Here is a 23,479-nt window from a genome sequence, read left to right on the forward strand (position 1 = left end):
AATTAAACAAAATAGGAGGAAAGTGAAAATGAAGCATCAAGATGATAGTAAAACTGGTTTGGAAATAGCGATTATTGGAATGGCAGGTAAATTTCCAGGTGCAAATGAGATAAACCAATTCTGGGATAACCTAAAAAATGGTGTTGATTCGATTTCTACATTTACTGAAGACGAGTTAATTAAAGAAGGTGTTAATGTAGATGTTTTACAACATCCTAATTTTGTGAAAGCAAAAGGGTATTTGGAGGAAGTAGAATATTTTGATGAATCCTTTTTTGCTTATACACCTAGAGAAGCGAAAATAATGGATCCTCAGATCCGTATGTTACAGGAAACAACATGGGAAGCATTAGAGATGGCAGGCTATAATCCATTTGATTATGAAGGATTAATAGGATTATACGTGGGAGCATCTACTAATTTTAATTGGATGAAGCACACGCCATTATTAAACAGTGATAGTGTGGTTGAGTTTTCAGAGGCGGGTACTCTTTCCTATAAAGATGCAATTTCAACGCTTACATCCTATAAGTTGGGACTTAAGGGACCGAGTTTTACATTGTATACAGCTTGCTCTACATCTCTTTTGAGCATTCATCTTGCATGTAGATCATTGTTAACTGGAGAATGCTCTATTGCAGCCGCAGGTGGGGTATCTATAACGTATCCTAAAAAGAATGGTTATAAATACCATGAAGGAATGACAAGTTCACCAGATGGAAAAGTTCGTACTTTTGATGCAGAAGCCCAGGGTGCTGTTTTTAGTGATGGTGTAGGTATGGTAATACTAAAGAGATTAGAAGATGCGATTGCTGATGGAGATACGATATATGGTGTAATTAAAGGATCAGCAGCAAATAATGATGGTGGTCGAAAAGTAGGCTATACTGCTCCGAGTGTTGAGGGACAGGCTGAAGTAATTCAAGCAGCTCATAGTTTTGCTGAAGTTGATCCTTCTACAATTAGTTATATAGAAACGCATGGGACGGCAACGCCATTAGGGGATTCTATCGAAGTAGAGGCTCTAAAGAGAGCGTTTCAAGATGTGGACAAGAAATCTTTTTGTGCAATTGGTTCTGTTAAGAGTAATGTAGGTCATTTAGATACAGCTGCAGGGGTGACCGGACTTATAAAGACAGTTTTATCTATGAGACATAAACAACTCCCGCCAACTTTAAATGTGAAGCGCCCTAACTCGAAAATTGATTTTATAGATAGCCCATTTTATATTAATACTGATTTGGTGAATTGGCAAAGTGAAGATAATGATCTTCTTCGAGCAGGTGTGAGTGCTTTCGGATATGGTGGAACTAACGTTCATATTGTATTAGAAGAAGCGCCTAAAGTTAAAAGTTCTGCTTCTACTAGAGAGAAAAAGTTAATGGTTCTTTCTGCTAAATCAAAAGAAGCTTTAAATAATGCTACAGTAAATATGGTTCAATATCTGGAATCTAATAAAGATGTTGAATTAGCAGATGTAGCATACACATTGCAAACTGGCCGTCGATCATTTCCGTATAGAAGAGCGGTCTTATGTAAGGATATAGATAGCGCCATAGACAATTTAAAAACAGTTAAAGATTTTCACGTAAAAACGCAAGAAAATCCAGATTTGGTATTTGTGTTACCTAGCGAATACTCATCAATTATTGAGAATGTAAAAGAACTATACCAAAAGGAACCATTATTCTTAAAAGTATTTGAGCGTAATATGACTGATGCCCAAATGTATACTGGAAAAGCATTGAAAGAAGCATTCTTTAAAGGAACAGATGATAGCTTGGTTGAAGATTTAACCTTCTTCGTCTGCTTGCAATCGATTATTGATGTATTAATTGAATGTGATGTACGTCCTTCTAACATTATTGGTACAGGCTTAGCTGGAATGGTTTCAGATATTTATAATAAATCTCTTAAGCCAGAAGATGTCCTGAATCCATTAGTTGAGAACTATATAGAGTTACAGACAGAATGGACGCATGGAGAAAAAGTAGAACTTCTAACACAAGTTAAGGATGTAGATCCTAATTTTGTGATTGTACATATTGGAGAGTTATTAAATTCTGAAATTAATAATAATCAGATTATTTTACAGAACGACTTGTTAGAGGTATTGGGACAAGCGTGGGAGTTAGGGGTAGAAATTAATTGGAGTAAACTGTATGAAGAGGAATATAGATTACGTATTGCCTTACCAACTTATCCTTTTGAGAAAAAACGATATTGGATAGATCTAGCTGAACAGCAAAATATAACTAATAGTGAAGAAACATCGATAAAGAAACGTTCTAATATAGCTGAGTGGTTCTATACTCCAGGTTGGATGGAAAAAGAAATTGTAGATGTAACTAAAGAATCTACTAAAAGTTGGTTGTTATTTTTAGACAATGAGCATATAGGCTTAGCTCTTAAAGAAAAGCTTGAAAGAGATGGACATCGTGTTATAACAGTCGGTGTGGGTCCTTCATATAAAAAGATTAGTTTAAATGAATTTACAATATGCCCTACTGAACAAGAAGATTATTATCAGTTATTTAACGAGCTACAAAAACAAGAGTGTTTACCAGAAGAGATTGTTCACCTATGGAATGTGGATAATAAGGATTTAGGTATAAAGACCTTAGATACTGGATTCTATTCATTAATATCACTTGCAAAGACAATTAGTAAATTTAATTTACTTTATCCTATCAATATAAATGTTATGACGAATAATATGCAAAAGGTAGTAGGAGACGAGTCTATTATTGCAGAAAAATCTACTCTTTTAGCTCCTATAAAAGTATTTCCGCAAGAGTATCCAAATATTAGATGCCGTAGTGTAGATTTTATGTTGTCTGATAATGAAGAAGCATTAATATCAAACTTATATTCTGAGATTCAAATGAACATTATTGACACTGTAATAGCAATTCGAAATAATACTCGTTACATTCGAATTTATGAGTCTATACCTGATGAAAAAGTAAGTGAAATGCTAGTAATAAATGAAAATGAATCAGCTTCAAAAATTCGAAATATTCGATCGGAAGGGGTTTATTTAATTACTGGTGGAATGGGAGGAGTAGGCCTTAAATTAGCAGAATATTTGGCGCGTACAGTAAAGGCTAAACTAATATTAGTTAGTAGAACAGCTCTTCCTGATCGTGAAGAATGGGATCAAATTCTTCAATCACAGATTGAAAATGAACAATTATGTCAACGTATTAACCATATTCAGAAGTTGGAGTCATTGGGAGCAAAAGTAATGACAGCTGTTGCAGATGTAGCTGATGAAGAGCAGATGAGAAGCGTGATTGATCAGGCTGAGGCTAATTTTGGTCACATAAATGGGGTAATTCATGCAGCAGGTGTCTTACGTGTTAAATCAGCTCAGTGTCCAATGGAAAAGATAAGTAGGATTGAATGTGAAGAGCAATTTCTTCCTAAAGTACATGGTGTGCTAGTTCTTGATAAGTTATTGAGTAATTATGATCTTGATTTTTGTTATCTTGTTTCATCACTTTCACCTATATTGGGTGGATTAGGTTTTGTAGCCTATTCAGCAGCAAACCTTTACTTAGATAGTTTTTCAGACAAAGTGAGTAATACATCTAATAATCGATGGACCAGTATTAACTGGGGAGATTGGCAGTATACGGGAGCTCAACAGGTTAATAAAATATTCAATGCTCAAAGTATAGAAGCGCTTGAAATGACATCTGAGGAAGGACAAAAAACATTCCAATGTGTGCTTGGTTTAAGTGGTTTAAATCAGGTAATTATTTCTTCAGGAGATTTAAATAAACGTTTTGATCAATGGATTAATCTGAATTCTCGTAAACGAATTTCTGAATTGGAAACTCAAACTCAAACGAAAACGGGAGATAAGTTCAGAAATCAAGATGAAGTAGAGGAAATAATTATAGGGATTTGGAAAGAGTTTTACAGTGTTGATACTGTAAATGTAAATGAAAATTTCTTTGATCTTGGTGCAACTTCACTTCATATAATTCAAATTCATGAGAGATTAATTAATAGATTAGAAAAACAGATTTCAATTGGAGTTATGTTTGAGTATCCAAGTATTCGTTCTTTAGCGAAATACTTAAGTGGAGATAAACAAAAGAATCAAGTTAAACATACAAAACGATTTAATCGAAAAACGAAAGAAGATAACGATATTGCAATTATAGGAATAGATGGACGTTTTCCTGGAGCACAGAATGTAAATGAATTCTGGAATAATATAAAGTCTGGTACAGAGTCTATTCAATTTTTTACAGATGAAGAGTTAATTGAATCTGGTGTGAATCCTATGGAAGTAAAAAGCCCTAATTATGTTAAAGCGAAAGGGTATTTAGAGGGAACTGATAATTTTGATGCTCCATTCTTTGATTATACACCTCAAGATGCATCGTTAATGGATCCGCAACTACGAGTATTTCATGAATGTGCGTGGTCTGCCCTTGAACATGCTGGATATAATATCGAGACATACCCGGGCCTAATTGGTGTATATAGTGGGGCATCTCCTAACTTATATTGGCAAGTGTTATCTACTCTTTCAGAGGCAAATGAACCAGCTGGACAATTTTTAATTTCATTACTTAACGACAAAGACTCGCTAAGCACTCAAATTTCTTACAAATTTAACCTAAAAGGACCAAGTATGAATATCTTTACGGGATGTTCAACATCATTGGTGGCTATTCATAATGCATGCCAAGCATTATTACAGGGGCATTGTGATATTGCTATAGCTGGAGGAATTACATTAACTCAACCTGAAAAAGCAGGTTATACCTACCAAGAAGGAATGCTATTTTCTTCAGATGGTCATTGTCGTCCTTTTGATGAAAATGCAAATGGAATGCTTTTTGGAGACGGTGTTGGGATTGTTGTTCTGAAGCCTTTACAGGAAGCTATAAATGATGGGGATACTATACATGCAGTAATAAAAGGAACGGCGATTAATAATGATGGGAATCGGAAAATTGGTTACACTGCACCTAGTGTAGAGGGCCAAGTAGAAGTTATTAAAATGGCGCAACATGAAGCAAATGTAGAACCTGAGTCCATTTCCTATATTGAAACACACGGAACTGCTACTAAACTAGGAGATACCATTGAGATCAAGGCGCTTAGTGAAGTGTTTAACTCTAATGAAAAACAATCTGTACCAATTGGATCTGTTAAAGCAAATGTAGGCCATCTAAATGCAGCGTCTGGTGTTGCTGGTCTAATTAAAACGGTCTTTGCGATGAAAGATCAGGTTCTTCCGCCAAGTGTGAATTTTACAAAACCAAACACGCAAATTGGATTTGAAAAGACACCTTTTTATGTAAATCAACAATTAAATGAGTGGAAAGAGGATAATAAACCATTACGTGCAGGTGTTAGTTCATTTGGTATTGGTGGTACAAATGCACATATTATTTTGGAGGAGGCACCAAAGCTTGAAGCAACATCAAATAGTAGACCATACCAGATGTTAATGATTTCGGCAAAATCGAAAGATGCTTTGGATCGTATGACTTTGAATTTAGGAAATCACCTTGAACAGAATCCTCATGTGAATTTGGCAGACGCTAGTTATACATTGCAAATTGGACGTAAGGAATTCAAGCATAGGAGAGCTTTAGTTTGTTCCAGTACTCAAGAAGGAATTGAACAATTAAACCAGCCAGACGGAAGAAGAGTACAATATGCAAATGTAAAAGAGGAACATCCTAAAATCAACTTCCTATTTTCTGGGAACGGATCGCAATATGTAAACATGGGGTTAGAATTATACGAACAAGAGGCAATTTTCCGTGAAGCTATGGATGAATGTTTTGCAATCCTTCAATCTGTTACGAATGTAAACATGAAAGAAGTGTTATACCCAACTACTTTCAGTATTAATGAGGCCACGGAAAAATTAAAAAGAATGGAATTTAGTCAACCAATTCTTTTCGCGTTTGAATACGCAGTTGCGAAACTATTAATGGGTTGGGGAATTAAACCTGAAGCAATGATTGGATATTCTTTTGGCGAATATGTGGCTGCTTGTTTAGCAGAAGTATTTACTTTGGAAGATGCACTTAAATTGGTTGTAAAAAGAGGTCAGCTAATGAGTAGTCTTCCTGCAGGGGTAATGCTTAGCGTTCCACTTCCAGAAGAGGAATTAATTCATTTGATTAATTCTTTTGAAAAAGAATATCAACATACCATTTCTTTAGCGGTAGTTAATGGTCCAGCTTGTATAGTTTCTGGGACAGAAGAAGCGATTGTAGATTTTGAGAATGAATTAAAGAAACAGCGTTTAATGTGTATGCGAGTAACAATAGAAGGAGCAGCACATTCACACGAACTGGATTCAATTCTGGACGAGTATGCTTCCTATGTGAGTACATTGACACTTAGAGAACCTAAAATACCTTATTTGTCAAACTTGACCGGTACTTGGATACGACCTGAAGAAGCAACAAACCCAGTTTATTGGGTAAAACATATGCGTGGAACTGTTCGATTCTCTGATGGAATTCAAGAGTTGAATAGGGACAATACAAGTCTATTCATAGAGATTGGTCCTGGAAATGACCTTAGTAGGCTTACTAGTCGCCTTTTAGACTATGAAAATGGTAATGAAAGAATATTTAATACGGTTCGATCTGTTCAACAAGATGTATCAGATATGTATTTCTTATTCAGTCACATCACTCGAATGTGGGTAACAGGTATTTCTGTAGATTGGGAACAATTTTATAAAGATGAGAAGAGAAGACGTATCCCATTACCAATGTATTCTTTCAATAAAATATCTTATAAATTACAAGGTAATCCGTATGATTTAGGTCAAAAGCTTAATAGTAAGCAATCTAAAATTAGTAAGAAAAACAACATTTCTGAATGGTTCTATACGCCGCAATGGAAAAGTTCTACATTGTTTGAACCAAATCATGATGTGAATGAGACATGGATTGTTTTTGTAGATCAAGAAGGATTAGGTAATGAACTAGTTAAGGACTTATTAAATAAAGGGCAGAGAGTAGTTACAGTAGAACCTGGCTTTGCTTTTAATAAGGAGAATAACGATCGCTTCATTATAAATCCTGAAGAACGTACAGATTACGTTAAGTTATTGGATGAAGTACAAGAAATATATGGTTTACCTACAAGAATAATTCATATGTGGGGAATTACCAATGAGGAAAGACAAGCCTCAATTGAATATGTAAATTGTAAACAAAACTTAGGATTCTATTCAATGTTCTACTTAACTCAGGCACTAGGAGACAAGAATATCTCTGATTCAATCTCAATTCGAATCATTACAAATGGTGTTCAACAAGTGATTGGTGATGAAGAATTAATTCCAGAAAAATCAACTGTACTTGGAACGTCATTAGTTGTTCCGCAAGAGTATTCTTATCTTTCTTGTTCAAGTATTGATGTTGTTTTACCTGTAAACAAAGAATTGAAGAATAGGCTAATAAATCAATTAGTAGAAGAATGTCTTTCAAATACGAATGATAAGATGATTGCTTATCGAGGAAATAAAAGATTTGTTCAAACTTACGAGCCTTTACAACTAGAACAGCCAGCTAAAGAGAAACTGCCTTTACGAAAGAATGGAGTTTACCTTATTACAGGAGGACTCGGAGCTATTGGTACAATTCTTGCGAAACACTTGGCTCAAACTGTACAAGCCAACTTAGTTCTTCTTACACGTACAGGTCTGCCAAATCGTGATGAGTGGGATATGCATTTGAAGGAAAATACGATGTATTCGGAAAGAATTCGTAAAGTTTTAGAGATAGAAGAAACGGGATCTAAAGTTTATGTACTTGCTGCTGATGTTACAGATCAATCACAACTATACGAAGCAATTCATAAGGCAGAACAAAAGTTTGGAAAGATTAATGGTGTAATTCATGGTGCAGGTATTCTTGGTGGAAAGACTTTTAATTTGATTCAGGAACTTGAAAAAGAGGACTGTGAGGAACAATTTTCTGCAAAAATTTATGGTCTTCTCAATTTAGAAGAGTGCTTACGAAATAAAGATTTAGATTTTTGTGTTCTAATGTCTTCAATTTCAGCGGTCTTAGGTGGATTAGGTTATGTATCATATGCTGCTTCAAATATATACATGGATGTTTTTGCACAATATATAAATCGTTATTCCAACCTGCCTTGGATAAGTGTCAATTGGAGTGATTGGAAATACTGGGAAGATGAAGAAAAAGATATGCAGATAGGTGCAAGTGTACATGAATTATCTATGACACCTGAAGAAGGAGTTCAGGCCTTTAATATAGCACTGTCATGGAAACAAGGGGAAGTACTGATTCATTCTCCAGGGGAACTGCAAGCACGTATTGATCAATGGGTGTTATTAAATTCTTTCAATGATGAGAAGGAAGAAGAATTAGATTCTACGTTATACCATTCTAGACCACAACTCTTAACTGAATATGTAGCACCTCGTAATGAGGTAGAAGAAAAGCTTTCAAAAATTTGGAGAAATATATTTAAAGTTTCAGAAGTTGGTGTTCATGATGATCTTCTGGAACTAGGTGGAGATTCACTTAAGGCTATTACTATTGTTTCAAAAATTCATAAAGAGTTTAATGTTGAAGTTCCTATTAAAGAACTCTTTACTCTATCAAATATTGAGAAACTAGCAAATTATATTTCAAGGGCAGATAAGAGTGAATTTGATGTTATTGTTCCAGCTGAACCTAAATCTCATTATCAGCTTTCTTCAGCTCAGAAGAGATTTTATGTATTACACCGATTGTATCCAGAAAGTACAGCTTATAATGATACTTCCGTTATTCTTTTGAATGGAAAATTAAACATTGAACGTTTAGAAAAGGCGTTCACTCAATTAATTAAGCGTCATGAGATATTTAGAACTACTATTGAAATGAAAAATGATAAACCGGTACAAATTATTCATGATCATGCTGATTTCCATATTACTCAAATTGAGGGCTTTGAATCTGAAGTGGAACAAATAATTAATGAGTTTATTCGCCCATTTAATTTTAATAATGCTCCATATTTCCGTGTAGGGTTAATTAGATTAAAAGAACAAAAACATATTTTAATTATTGATTTACATCATATAGTAACTGATGGAGTTTCTTATGATATTTTCGTTAGAGATCTATTTGCGCTTTACTCTGGAGAGAAATTACCAAGCTTAAAAATACAGTATAAGGATTACTCAGAATGGCAGCAGAGTGAAAAAGAAAAAGAAATTGCTCTCAAACATGAACAGTATTGGCTAGAGCAATTTAAAGATGGTGTACCTGTCTTGAATATGCCTACTGATTACACAAGACCTGAAATAATAGATCTGAAAGGTAGTAAAATATCCTTTACTATTGATTCAAATGTTACCAAGAAAATTAAGCGTTTATTAGCAAAAGAAGAAACTACATTATATACGCTAATGCTCTCTGTATATAATATTTTGCTAGGTAAATATACTGGCCAAGAGGATGTTGTTATTGGTTCACCAATTACTGGTCGCCCACATGCGGATTTACAAGATATTATAGGAGTATTTGTAAACATGTTAGGGATAAGGAATTATCCAAGAGCTGAACAAAGGTTTACTCAATTCCTATTTGAAGTAAAAGAACAGGTCTTACAAGCGTTTGAACATCAAAAATGTCAATATGAGGACCTGGTTAATCAATTAGGACTTCAAGGAACGTATAATAGGAACCCACTTTTCGATGTTTCATTTGTTATGCAAAATATGGATGCAGATCATATGTTTATCGATGGTTTAGAACTAAAGACATATGATCACGACTTTAAGCGCGCGCAAATGGATTTATTGCTAAGAGTGGTTGAATTGGAAGATACAATTGAACTGACTATGGAATATGCAACCTCTTTATATACTAGGGACACGGTTCAAAAGTTATGTGAGCGTTATGTTGAGATTTTTGAACAAATTGTAGATCATCCTGAAATTTTATTAAAAGATATTTCATTTAAACAAGAAATTCAAGAACTGCAACCAGTTAAGGTATCAGTAGATTTTGGGGATTTTAACTTTTAATTGATTATTGTCAGGAGTGAGTAACTATGGTTGAACGAATAGCGAATAAAGATAAAGTAATTGCCGCAAATGAACGAATAAAGGAAAGAGAATTTTGGTTAGAAAACTTATCAGGGGAACTGGCTGACTGCCATTTCCCTTATGATTACCGGACATCAAACAAACAGGTGAATTTATCAAATGTTAGCATAAAACTAAAAGAGGAATTGTCTGAGAAGATTTTAAAGTTAGCAAATGGATCAGATCTTCAATTGCACATGATTCTTACTGCTGGACTTACTTTGCTGTTAAATAAATATACTAGATTGCAAGATATATGCATTGGTACACCTGTTTTAAAACAAGACAGTGATACAAACCTTATTAATACTTTGTTAGTTTTAAGACATGGTCTTGAGGAACATATGACATTTAGACAAATTCTCCAGCATGTTAGTACAGTAATGGTTAATGCTTTAGAACATCAAAATTTCCCATTGGAAAGTTTACAACCGGTTTTGAGTAACTACCTTCCAGAGGGGCGTAATTATCCATTCCGTACTGCAATTTTGCTAGAGGAAATTCAAGATTTAAATTATTTAAGTGAGAGCAATGCTGAGATTATATTCTCTTTCCGTCAAGTAAATGGGTGTATAGAAGGTGATATATATTTTAATGAGCAACTATACAAAACATCTACTGTTACGCGATTTGGTCATCATTTTATAGAATTGTTAGAGCAAGCTTTACTACAACCGAATACGCCGCATATAGATTTAGATTGGGTTAGTGATAATGATATAAGAGAGTTAATCACATTTAATCAAACTGAGTTAGATTACCCGCATCATTTAACGGTGATACAGTTATTTGAAGAACAAGTCATGCATAATACAAATAAACTTGCTGTTTCTGATGACAAAAGAGAAATAACATACGCTCAATTAAAAGAAAAGGTAGATCTGGTTGCCAGTTCTCTACATAAAAAAGGAATTGGAAAAGGACACATTGTTGGCCTTATGATGGATCGATCAATTGATGCAGTAATTGCATTGCTAGGTATTTTAAAAAGTGGGGCTGCTTATTTACCTATTAACATATATTTGCCGTATAAACGGATAGAGGCAATGCTAAAAGAATGTAAATCTCCACTTTGTATAGTAAAACCAGAAGTTATTAGTGAAGATTTTACAAGGGAAATCCAGGATTGTAGTATGGTAAGTTTTAATGAACTACTTGAAACAGAATTGGTTAGTTTCCCTTCAGTAAGTACACCTTACGATTTGGCATATGTTATTTTTACCTCTGGAACAACAGGTAATCCTAAAGGAATTATGATTGAAAATCGTAGTGTTGTAAATTTAATATTCGGGTTAAAAAATGAAATATATGATAAATATAGTTCCTCTATGCGAATCGGGTTAGTTTCACCTTTTGAGTTTGACGCTTCAGTACAAAACATGTTTGGTGCGCTTTTATTAGGAAATAGTTTATTTATAGTACCAGAGGAAGCAAGAACTGATGGGCAGAAGCTAATTAATTTTTATCAAGAAAAGCAAATAAATATCGCGGATGGAACGCCGATGCATCTTCGATTATTAACTAATTTTATAGATGAAAAAATAGAATATTCATTTAAACATTTTATTATTGCTGGAGAGGAATTACCACCGAAATTAGCGCGGAAATTCCTTGGTTTATTTAATAAGAATTGCCAACCTAATTTAACAAATGCTTATGGACCTACAGAGACTACTGTAGATTCTACATGTTATCATGTTCAGCACGATAAGTTAGAACTTATGAATCAATTACCAATAGGACGACCTCTAGCCAATCAAAAAGTTTATATTATGGGTGATAATCAACAATTACAACCCGTTGGAATTCCTGGAGAGTTGTGTATTTCAGGAGAAGGGCTAGCAAGAGGGTATTTAAATCAACCTAAGTTAACTATGGACAGATTTGTTCCTATACAAATCACCAAAGCAGGTTCTTCTATTATAGATGACAAGGTATATCGTACTGGAGACTTGGCTCGCTGGTTACCAGATGGAAACCTTGAATATTTAGGCCGTATGGATGATCAAGTCAAAATTCGTGGATTACGAATTGAATTAGGAGAAATAGAAAAGCAACTATTACGTTATCCTGAAATTAGTGAAGCTATTGTAATTACACGTAAAAAAGAGGGAGAAGATGCTCCGGTTTTATGTGCATATGTTGTTATGAATTCTCCAGCTAAAGTAGAAGAAGTACGCCAATTCCTTAGAGAGTATTTACCGTTTTATATGATTCCTGCTTACATCATCCCGATTGAGCAGTTTCCAATCTCATCAAACGGTAAAATAGATCGGAAAGCTCTTCCAGATCCAATTTGGGAGCAATCCACAGCTTTATTTATTGAACCACGAAACGAAATTGAACAAATGCTCTCTGAGATATGGAAAGTAGTACTTGGAATAGAGAAAATAGGTGTGAATGATAACTTTTTCGAATTAGGAGGTAATTCATTACAAATTACTTCTGTTGTTTCACACATATATAAACGTTTAGGTGTAGATGTACCTATACGTGAAATGTTTCAAAGGCCTACAATTATGCTATTAGCGGAGTATATAGAGAAATATGAAGGGAAGAAAAATTATTCTCAAATTGAGATCGTGCCTAATAGAGAATTTTATCAAGCTTCTTCTTCACAAAAAAGATTATATATATTAAACCGCTTTGCTGGAATAGGAACTGCCTACAATATACCAGGTGCAATGTTAATTGAAGGTGAGTTTGATTTTATAAAGGCAGAACAATGTGTCAAAGAATTAGTGGAACGTCATGAATCATTAAGAACTTCATTCCAATTTATTAAAGGTGAACCAGTTCAATTTATTCATGATAGTTTAGATATTAGAATTGAACATTTATATAAATCTGATAGATCAACAATTGAAGAGTTAATACAGGAATTTGTTCGTCCTTTTCAGTTAGATAGGGCTCCACTTATGCGCGTCGGTTTAATGAAATTAGAATTCAATCAATACCTGTTACTTTTTGATCTTCATCACATAATAGCAGATGGAGTATCTTTAGCGAAGTTAGAAAAGGAGTTTATAGATTTATATTCAGGCAAAGCCTTAGAGCCTATTAAAATACAATACAAAGATTATGCCAATTGGCAAACCAATCGTTTACATGATGAAGGGCTGAAAGAAATTGAAGAGTATTGGGTAAATAAGTTTAAAGGTGAGTTACCAATTCTTATGTTCCCAACCGATAAGCCACGTGGGCTAAATCAAACTTTTGAAGGTGATAGATTAGTATTCCATCTAACACCTGAACTTTCTAATAAATTAAAATCCTTTGCGGATGAAAGAGAAGCTACTTTATATATGGTACTTCTTTCGTCACTAAATATAGTATTGCATGTGTATACGCAACAGGAAGATATTATAGTAGGCTCTCCAATTGCAGGAAGAATTCATCATGATCTTGAGCCTATCATAGGTATGTTTGTAAATACCCTACCTATGAGAAATCATCCTAAAGCGGAAAAGACGATAATTCAATTCTTAAATGAAGTAAAAGAAAATGCGCTAGAAGCATTTCAATATCAAGAATACCCATTTGATGAGTTAGTAAATAAGTTAGACATGGCTTATCATACTAACCGAAATCCTGTATTTGATGTCATGTTAGTGATGCAGAATATCGGAAGAACATCAGAAAAGATAAAAGATATTACATTTAAATCATACGAAATTAAGCATCAAGCTTCAAAGGTAGATATGAGTATAGAAGTATTTCCGGAAGAAGAGGGTCTGCGATTAGAATTGGAATACGCGACAGGACTATATTATCCACAAACTATAGAGCGGTTTATGATGCATTTTATAAATACGCTAGAGTGGATGGTAGCTAATCCTGAAGCGAAAATTGAAGACGTTAATGTTTTAAGTAAAAGTGAATCCACAAGGATGTTAAATGAACTTAATAATACAAAATTAGATTTTACTCAGGGTAAATTAGTTCATCAATTTTTTGAGGATCAGGTTGAAAATAAACCAGAAGAAATCGCAGTTATTTCAAATGATATACCGTACAGTTATTCGTATATCAATAATCGAGCAAATCAGCTGGCTCGTATTCTTAGACAAAAAGGTGTAGATCAGGAAACTAAAATTGGTATCGTTGTGGAAAGATCCGTAGAAATGATTATAGCTATATTTGCTGCGCTAAAATCTGGAGCTGCATATGTACCAATTGATCCTGAATATCCAAAGCGTCGAATGGAACATATTTTAGAGGATTGTAATCCTCAATTTGTACTTACAGAATCTAAATACGTAGGTGAAATTCCATTTGTAGGAGAGATTATTGATTTAAAGCAAGAAAATTTGTACGTTGGTGATACAAGCAACCTGGAGGTTACTGGAAAACCAAATCACTTAGCTTATATTTTATACACCTCCGGTTCTACAGGTAGACCAAAAGGAGTCATGATTGAACATTGTAGTATTGTGAATTTCTTATTTTCAATGTCTCATTTATATCCTATGGATGAATCAGATACGTATTTACTAAAGACACCTTATATATTTGATGTATCTGTTCTAGAGTTGTTTGGGTGGACCATAGTAGGTAGTAAATTAGTAATAATGGACAATGGGGAACATCGAAACCCAAGAGCAATTTTAAGAACTATAGATAAATATGATGTGAAATTATTAAATTTTGTACCGTCTATGTTTAGAGCTTTCGTAAATACACTTAATAATGAAAATTGCCAGGTTTTAAATAAAGTGAAGTATATATTACTTGCGGGTGAAGCTTTGACACATAAGGTGGTTAATAAGTTTAAAAAGCATCGACTATCGACTCAAATAGAAAATATGTATGGTCCTACTGAAGCGACAGTTATCGCAAGTACGTTTTCACTTCAAGAAAGTGAAAACTATAATACTATTCCTATTGGAAAGCCTATTCCGAATGTAAGGCTTTATATACTTAATCAAAAACAGAGACTTCAGCCTATTGGCGCGGTAGGAGAGCTGTATATTGCGGGAGAAGGACTTGCAAGAGGATATGTAAATCAAATGAGATTAACTGAAGAAAAGTTTTTACCAGACCCATTTGTAAAAGGGAAGAAAATGTACAGGACAGGAGATCTTTCACGCTGGTTACCTGATGGGAATATAGAATTCCTCGGTAGAAATGATGAACAATTAAAAATTAGAGGATATCGAATTGAGCCAGGGGAAATTTTAGATGCTTTATCTTCACATCATGCAATTAAAGAAGCAGTGATAGTAGACATTCAAGATGAAGATGGGCAGAAAAAACTTGTAGCTTATTTCGTAGCAAAATCACCTGTATCCATTTCTGATTTGAAATTGCATCTTGCGAAATTAGTTCCGAGTTATATGATACCTACTTTCTTTGTTGAAGTTGAAAACATACCATTAACACCAAGTGGAAAGGTTGATCGACATTCCTTACCTTCACCTAGATCTTTACCTAAGAATGAGGAGGAGAGTATGATGTCTCCTAGTAATGAGTTAGAATCTCGTTTGGTTGAAATATGGAAAAGTATATTGAAGATTGAAGCTGTCGGTGTAGAGGATGATTTCTTTGACTTAGGAGGAAATTCTCTACTAGCTATTGAGCTTGATCTTGCTTTAGAAAACGAGAATCTTAATACGGACGACTTAGTCGCATATACAAAACGCAATATTAAACAACTAGCGGCTTATATAGCAGAAAAGAAAAATAATTAGTATTACTTCATATTGTAAACACGACTTTTAAGAGTTTAAATTTACACTTGCTATACTGTGGGATTAAAGGAGCTTTCCCTCTTAGCTTTCTAGAATGTTAGTGTTTATTCTGGTGACTATGAGTTAGGGAATTCTCCTCCCTATTATAGAATGATTAAAATAAAAAAGTGATTCGAGAAATAAGATTCTTTATATGAAATGCGTTAATAATAATTGATAGCTTTTTAAAGAAGATATACATATCTCTGTCAACTTAGTATAGAGAAATAACCAAATTACAATAGTTTTTCCTGTTGGTAAAAATATAGAGGTGAGTAAATGGGAAATTATACTTCTTCAATCTTATATGATGTAGAGCCTTGTAAAAGTTCTGAACAGAATTGTATTGATGATGTAATTGCTACGTTAGCTAATTGGTTTAAGCGTAAACATTATTTAATGTACGCTAGATTATGGGATTTTGGTTTTTCTCCTGTCGATAATGGAAATCTAGGGGATGGTTTATATACAGAGTCTGGTTATTTTGTAAGTGATTTAGAAAAATATCATGGTATAAAAAGTACTATATTTGATACAGATTCATCCGATGAAGGATTTGAAATTATATTAGAACAATTATACTCGGGATTTCCTGTGGTGGTAACCATGAATGCATACTGGCTTCCTTGGGATGAGAATTATCTAAAAAATCATATTGTTCATTCATTTGTTATTGTAGGATATGAGCCCGAAGAAGACTGTTTAATTATTACCGATCCATATTTTATGGTTAAAAATGCACAACTTTCAACAGAACTTTTTCATAAGGGTTATCAAAAAGTAAGTACTTTAAAAGTTACTGAAGATGAAATCACAGACATACAATCGATTACAACCGATTTGTCAAATTGGATAAAACATATAAAAGATGAAAAACATATTTTTTCACAAATGCACCTTTTTGCTACGAAACTAATAAGTAGGTTTGATTTAAATAAAGAGACAGATGGATATTTAGACTTTAATGATGTCCCGTTATTCTCACATTTAGGTCAAGTTGTAGATGGCCGAGTGAAGTTTTCAAAAATGCTTTCGTTTCTTGGTGAGCGTTATCACTCGGACTTCCAAACTATCGCTGAATCTATGAAGACAGCAGCTGCCAATTGGGGAGTAATTCGTGGATCATTGATAAAAATGCACTTAACAAAATCAGTAACTAAAGAAGGAATAGTAAACATTTCAGATAAAATTCACCATGCTGCAAAATACGAGCAAAATTTAGCTGAACAAATAATGACATTTCTTTTTTCTGTTATAGAAGGTAATACAAAGAATGTAATTATAGATTCTTCTCCATCGATGGAGACTACTAATTATGTAAAACCACTCGATGATATGGAGAGAAAGCTAGTTGATATATGGAAAGAAGTTATAGGGAATCCTTGTATTGGTGTGGAAGATAATTTTTTCGCACTTGGTGGTCATTCCCTTCATGCTACTGTAATCAACGCTATAATATGGAAAGAATTTAACGTGCAATTATCATTGGCAAATCTTTTTGAGTATCCAACAATAAGCACTTTAAGTCATTTTATTAAAAATTCAAAAGAAAATAGGTTGCAAGATATAGAAATAGTACCGGAATCTGAGGTATACCCGGTTTCATCGACTCAAAAAAGAATGATGTTATTACAAGAGATGGATGGGGCACAGATGACATACAATGTACCAAGTTGTTTTATTCTTAAAGGAACGGTGGACCGGAAAAGGATAGAATTAGTCTTTGAAAAGCTTATTAAACGCCATGAAATACTCAGAACACAGTTTGAGTGGCAGGGGGATCAGTTAGTACAGAGAGTATTAGAACAGGTAACATTTGAGCTAGAAATGATAAAGGGAGAGTATAAAGAATGGTTACAACCATTTAATCTTTCTAAGGTTCCGTTAATGCGGGCTGGACTAAAGGAGTTAAAAGATCATAGTTATTTACTTGTAATTGACCTTCATCACATCATAACAGATGGCGTGTCTTTAAGTATCTTTATGCATGATTTTAAGGCCCTATATGCAGGGGAAACATTGCCGGAAAATCGTTTGCAATATAAAGATTATGCTGCGTGGGAACAAAAATTATTATCTTCTAAAGAATTTGATATCCATGAGAAATACTGGGAAGAATTATTCTCAGGGGATATACCAGTTCTTGAATTACCATATGATCGAGGTCGACCACCTGTAAAGAGTTTTGAGGGTGAACAATATAATTTCCAAGTAAACAAGGAAATTACTCGAAAAATAAAAAAAATAGCACTAGAAACTGATACGACACCTTTTATGTTACTTATGGCTACCTTCACTATTTTTCTGTACAAGCATGGGGAACAAAAGGATGTCATTATAGGATCACCAGTTGCAGGTAGGCCGCATGCTGATCTGTTACCTCTTATGGGGCTGTTTGTAAATACAATTGCATTACGTTATCAAATAAATCCAGATCAATCTTTTATTAATCACTTGAAAAAAGTGAAAAACGATACGTTAGAAGCTTTCGAACATCAGGTGTATCCATTTGATCAGTTAGTGGAAAAATTAGATCTTTCTAGAGACTTAAGCCGAAGTGCTTTATTTGATGTCATGTTTGTATTACAAAATTCTGATGAAAAACATACAGTTGTGGATGGATTAGAAATTAGCACGGAAACAAACACAGATACACTAACAAGTAAGTTTGATTTAACTCTTATTGCTGAAGAAAATAAAGATATATATGAATTCACTTTTGAATATGCTACATCTTTATTTGATAAATCAACAATAGTAGAATTTGGACGGCGATTTAACCTTCTATTAGAAGAAATAACAACTCATCCTAATGTTAGTCTAAAAGATATTCAAATGTTAACAAGTGAGGAAAAAGAACTTGTTTTATCTGCGACTCAGGAGAAAGAAAAAATAAAAATAGAGACTGATTTTAATTGGGATATAGGTTAATTGATTTCCCAGGTCTCAGAAGGAGTAATTACATGGATAATCATGAAAAAATACGTCAATACATTAAAAAAAATCTTATTATTTTTAATGCAGAGGAAACTATTGTTGCTAATGATGACAACATATTTGAAAAAGGTTATGTAAATTCGCTCTTTGCTATGCAAATGTTAAATTTCATAGAAACGGAGTTTGATATAGTAGTAGATAATGATGAACTTGATATTATTAACTTTTCTACTATTAATAATATGGTTGATCTAATTAACAAAAAGAAGAATGGGAATTTCACAGTATGAGTAATGCAGAAGAGATTCTGGGAGTAGTTGATGAGTTTGCGGAAAAGAAGCTTCGGCCTCGAGCAAGTGAGTTTGAAAGTAATGAAGAGCTTCCCTATGATGTGATACAAGAAATCTCAAGTTATGGTGTATTGGGTGCAAGGATACCAAAAGAATATGGTGGGCTTTCTCTTGATTCTTTAGATTATGGTCGTCTTACTGAAATCATTGGTAAAGCTTGTAATTCGGTTCGTGAATTACTTACAGTTCATGTATCTTTAGTAGGGGAGTCAATTAAAAGGTGGGGGACTGAAGAGCAAAAGAGAAAATGGTTACCTGAGATGGCAAAGGGGAACCTATTATTTTCATTTGCCCTAACTGAGCCAGAGGTTGGTTCTGATGCAAAAGCGGTTGGAACTTCCTATAAACAAGTTAATGATCATTTTATTCTTAATGGGCACAAAAAATGGATTTCTTTTGCTGACATTGCGGATTGTTTTTTAGTTTTTGCGTCTAGTGAGGGAAAAGTTAGCGCTTTTATTGTTGAACGGTCAATGACGGGTGTTTCTACAAATAAAATGAGTAAACTGTTAGCAAGTAATTCCTCGCATATAGCTGAGATTCATTTGCAAGATGTAAAGGTACCAGCTGAAAATTTGTTAGGACCAATTGGGGGTGGATGGAGTTATGTAGTTAACACAGCTCTTGATCATGGTAGATATAGTATTGCCTGGGCGGGAGTAGCCATTGCTCAAGAAGCACTAGAAGCAATGGTAGCTTATTCAAGAAGAAGAAAACAAGGAAATAAATATATATGTGAATATGAAGCAATTCAAACAATTTTAGCAGAAGCAAGTGTAAATATAAAAGCAGCTCGTTCGTTATGCCAAGAGGCTGGGAAAAAGCGTCAGGATAGACATACTGATGCTGTAATTGAAACAACCATTGCAAAATATTTTGCCTCAAAGATGGCTATGAAGGTAGCCATAGACGCTGTCCAAGTGTTTGGTGGAAACGGGTTTTCAAGAGAATATCCTGTTGAGCGTTTATTTAGGGAAGCAAAGGTTTTAGAAATTATTGAAGGTACCTCGCAGGTACTTCAGCCAATTATTGCGCAGCATGCACTTCACACTTGTTCTCAAAAGGGAGGACTTTTAAGAATATGATTTATGAATTGGTAAAAGAAAAGGATGAATTCAAACAAATATCTCCACTTCTCGTTGATTATAAGAACCATCCAATACTTAATGGTATAGCTCATGGTTACAATAAGGGACATATTTATGTGGATAATCCTAATAACCCTAGATGTGCACTTGTATGGGCAGAACAAGAAATTTTTTATTTATTAGGTGATCCTACAAGTAATTTTGTTTCAAGTCTACCAACTTTTATTAAAGAAGTAATTGCACCTGAGGCTCAGCAGATAGGGGATGACTTTTTTCAGGTTGAATTATTACCCGAATCAAAATGGAAACAGGTTGTCGAGGAACAATTGCAAATGTTTATTCCTAAACCTTACACTCGAGTAACATTTACTTTTGATCCGGAGTCTTATAATAAGTTATCTAAACCTAATATGCCTGATGAGGTAACGGTGGAACGTATTACAATCGACATGTTATCAGATAAAAAGTTCGCAATGGTACGGGATGATATTGTTGATTTTTGGGAGTCAACTCAGGATTTCATCCGAAATGGATTTGGTTATGTAGTAATGGTACATGAACAAGTTGTAACTAGTTGCTTATCGGTTTTTGCAACAGATACTGATGTGGAAATTGGAATTAATACTTATGATTTATTCCAGCGAGGTAAAGGGTATGCTTGGTTGGCTGCAAGAGCATTCTTGGATGACTGTTTAAAACAAGGAAGAACACCACATTGGAAGACAGAGGATTTTCGTATTCCATCTATTAAACTAGCGGGAAAAGTTGGATTCACAAATCTTCAAACCTATACAGCTTATGTGTTTCCTTATAACGAATTAGATAATTTCGTTTTTACCGCATACCATCAACTAAGATACTATTCAGATTTTAATAAAGCTAGTGAGTTTGTACAAAAAGCTCGTACTATAGGAGATTTAAATGCATGGCATCACTTTTTACTTTCATGTGGTTATTCATTAATTGATAGAATCGATCTTTCGTTAAAGCATATGAATCTTGCACTGGATTTAGGATGGAATGATGTATCAGATATTCGCTATGTAGTTGATTTAGTGAATTTAAGAAAAACTGAAGAGGGACGAGCTTTATTAGATAGAGTTGAAGATAGCTTAAGATGAAAAAAAGGGAGATAAAAAGATGAATATTGTATTTATGTTTCCTGGCGTAGGATCCCATTATTCTGGAATGGGTAAGTACCTTTATGAAAACTTCCCTGTAGCACGTGAGATATTTGAAGAAGCAAGTGACACTCTAAAAATAGACATGGCTTCCCTTTGTATGGAGAAGATATACAAAGCTGACCTTGAAAAGTTACAAAATTCACAGACTGCTTTAGTAACAACTAGCATGGCAGCTTTTCGAGTTTTTGAACAGGAAATAGGCAATAAACCAGAGGCAATGATTGGATATTCTTTGGGAGAATATACAGCTCTATGTGCTTCTGGAGCAATTGCATTTTCAGATACCTTAAAATTAGTACAAGAACGTAGTACGATTTTGAGTAGCTATGCATTGACTATAGATGGAACTATGGCATGGGTTAACAATCTTGCTCCAGAAATTGTTGAAGGTATTTGTTCAGAATTGTTAACCAAGGGACAGGAAGTATATATATCGGCTTATGACACTCCAAATAAAACATCAATTTCTGGTACAAACTCTGCGGTTCAGTTAGCTTGTGAAATGGTAGTAGAGCATGGGGGAATTGCAATCCCCCTTAAATTAAGTGGGCCATTTCATTCTCCTATGATGCAACCTGCTGCTGAAAAATATAAGAGTGTACTAGAAAATATAGATATGAAACAGCCATTAGTACCTGTCATAGCGAATCATGATAGTTCAATGTATAAAGGTGTAGAAAATATAAGAGAAAACCTTTACTTACAATTAATAAAGCCTGTGAAATGGTTGGACATGATTCATTATCTAATGAATCAAGGGTCTATGAAAGCTATTGAAATGGGACCAAAGGAAGTCTTGAAGTATCTTCTGCAAGCTATTAACCCTGCTATATCGACATGTAATTATGAAAGGGAGAAAGATATCCTAAATACAAAAAATTCTTTTACATTACAAGAATCTGATTATGAAGAAGTTATATCAGGGTGTTTAACTGTAGTTGTAAGTACAAAAAATTATAATACAGATTTAAGTGATTATCAGAAAAAGGTAGTACTCCCATTTCAAAAGGTCCAAAGTCAATTGGAAGAAAAAATTAATTCGGGGTATTCAGTGGAGAAAAGTGATGTAGAAGAAGCAATCCAAATGATGAAAACAGCACTTACTGAAAAACAGATTAAAGAGAGAGAACAAAAACGTTACCTGCAAAGAGTTCTTCAATGTAAAAGTTTTTAGATATAAATTATAAATATATTAAGGGAGCGATGATGGATAAATGTTCAAGAAAATTGGTATTGTAGGTGCTGGAACAATGGGGATCGGCATGGCAGTAGATTTAGTGCTGCATGGTCTAGAAACGGTATTAATTGATGTTACAGAAGAGCAGTTAGAAATAGCGGAAGAGAAAATATTAGAGACAGTTCGCTTTGCTCCTCTAATTAATAAAGCATTTCCTAGAATGCATAAGGAAGAAGTACTTTCGTTAATAAGTAGCTCTACTAATCTTGATGAAGTGGCTGAATGTGATTATATAGTAGAAAATGTTCCAGAAAACTGGCAAATTAAAGAGCCGATCTATAGAAGATTAGATGAGATATGTAAAAAGGATACAATTTTTGGAGTCAATACGTCTTGTATCTCAATAACAAAAGTAGGAGGAGTAACAAAGCGTCCAGATAAAATAATAGGAATGCATTTTATGAATCCGGTATATATGAAACCATCTATAGAAGTTATTAGAGGGTATTTAACTTCAGATGAAACGGTCGAAAAAGCTCAATCTTTCCTCAAACAATTAGATAAAGATGCAATTGTGGTTAATGATCAGACTGGGTTTGTTTCTAACCGTATCTCCCACTTATTCATGAATGAATCGGCTTGGGTTGTAATGGATGGTGTAGCAACGCCTAAACAGGTAGACGATATATTTAAAAAATGCTTTGGACATACAATGGGTCCATTAGAAACAGCAGATTTAATTGGGTTAGATACAGTATTACATTCTTTGAATGTACTTTATGAGGAATATCAAGATCCAAAGTTTAGATGTTGTCCATTACTTAAAAAGATGGTGGATGCAGGTGAATGTGGTAGAAAGAGTGGTAAAGGTTTTTACGCTTATTAAAATTAAAAATTACAAATAGGGGT

The 23,479-nt window shown here is 34.1% G+C and carries 8 protein-coding genes; all 8 read left to right on the forward strand.

All coding sequences use genetic code 11. The features are described 5' to 3' along the window. Window positions 1–28 precede the first annotated feature (28 nt). The 8 genes from MKY21_RS27775 (at window position 29) to MKY21_RS27810 (ending at window position 23,456) form a co-directional block, all read left to right on the forward strand. Window positions 29–10,045, forward strand: a complete 10,017-nt coding sequence (locus tag MKY21_RS27775) for an SDR family NAD(P)-dependent oxidoreductase (RefSeq protein WP_341078030.1) — start codon at window positions 29–31, stop codon at window positions 10,043–10,045. 26 nt (window positions 10,046–10,071) lie between these two features. Continuing rightward, window positions 10,072–15,795 carry an amino acid adenylation domain-containing protein gene (locus MKY21_RS27780; protein WP_341078031.1) on the forward strand — a complete coding sequence of 1,908 codons (5,724 nt, stop codon included), beginning with the start codon at window positions 10,072–10,074 and terminating at the stop codon, window positions 15,793–15,795. Between the two features lie 318 nt (window positions 15,796–16,113). After that, on the forward strand, window positions 16,114–18,765 hold the full coding sequence (locus MKY21_RS27785; RefSeq protein WP_172852019.1) for a condensation domain-containing protein: 2,652 nt from the start codon (window positions 16,114–16,116) through the stop codon (window positions 18,763–18,765). A gap of 32 nt (window positions 18,766–18,797) precedes the next feature. Continuing rightward, window positions 18,798–19,061: an acyl carrier protein gene (locus tag MKY21_RS27790; protein WP_000368639.1), complete on the forward strand. Its 264-nt coding sequence runs from the start codon at window positions 18,798–18,800 to the stop codon at window positions 19,059–19,061. After that, complete coding sequence (locus MKY21_RS27795; protein WP_341078037.1) at window positions 19,058–20,206, forward strand: acyl-CoA dehydrogenase family protein; 1,149 nt, start codon at window positions 19,058–19,060, stop codon at window positions 20,204–20,206. The genes MKY21_RS27790 and MKY21_RS27795 overlap by 4 nt, the downstream gene beginning before the upstream one ends. Then, a complete protein-coding gene (locus tag MKY21_RS27800) occupies window positions 20,203–21,330 on the forward strand; it encodes a GNAT family N-acetyltransferase (protein WP_000638851.1) in 1,128 nt (375 codons plus the stop codon). The genes MKY21_RS27795 and MKY21_RS27800 overlap by 4 nt, the downstream gene beginning before the upstream one ends. Before the next feature lie 19 nt (window positions 21,331–21,349). Continuing rightward, window positions 21,350–22,567: an ACP S-malonyltransferase gene (locus MKY21_RS27805; RefSeq protein ID WP_061884892.1), complete on the forward strand. Its 1,218-nt coding sequence runs from the start codon at window positions 21,350–21,352 to the stop codon at window positions 22,565–22,567. 40 nt (window positions 22,568–22,607) lie between these two features. Then, on the forward strand, window positions 22,608–23,456 hold the full coding sequence (locus MKY21_RS27810) for a 3-hydroxyacyl-CoA dehydrogenase family protein (protein ID WP_000473347.1): 849 nt from the start codon (window positions 22,608–22,610) through the stop codon (window positions 23,454–23,456). Window positions 23,457–23,479 lie beyond the last annotated feature (23 nt).

The organism is Bacillus sp. FSL R9-9497 (assembly GCF_038005805.1).
GTDB classification, from domain to species: Bacteria; Bacillota; Bacilli; order Bacillales; family Bacillaceae_G; genus Bacillus_A; species Bacillus_A cereus.